The organism is Jeotgalibacillus marinus, from assembly GCF_040801915.1.
GTDB classification, from domain to species: Bacteria; Bacillota; Bacilli; order Bacillales; family Jeotgalibacillaceae; genus Jeotgalibacillus; species Jeotgalibacillus marinus.
On the sequence record NZ_JBFMIA010000203.1, the window covers coordinates 1 to 260 of the forward strand.

Genomic DNA, 260 nt, shown 5'->3' on the forward strand with positions numbered 1-260 from the left:
TGAGGTCGCATCCGTCCCGCCGCAGCATGGGGCGCGGGAATGGGAAGCGGCTTGGGTCGCCACCTCGGGCGATCCGCTCCAGCGCAGGGCCACCGGGCCAGTCCAGAGCAAGCAGTTTCGCCACCTTGTCGAACGCTTCGCCCGCCGCATCGTCCACGGTTCCGCCAAGCCGCACATGTCGCCCGACTCCGGCGACAGCGATGCATTGGGAATGGCCGCCCGACAGCAGGAACAGCAGGTAAGGGAAGGGGGCCCCGCCC

The 260-nt window shown here is 69.6% G+C and carries 1 pseudogene; it reads right to left on the bottom strand.

Going from position 1 to position 260, the window contains the following annotated elements:
- Positions 1–260, bottom strand: a pseudogene (locus AB1471_RS17550) (tRNA (adenosine(37)-N6)-threonylcarbamoyltransferase complex transferase subunit TsaD); the annotation flags it as partial.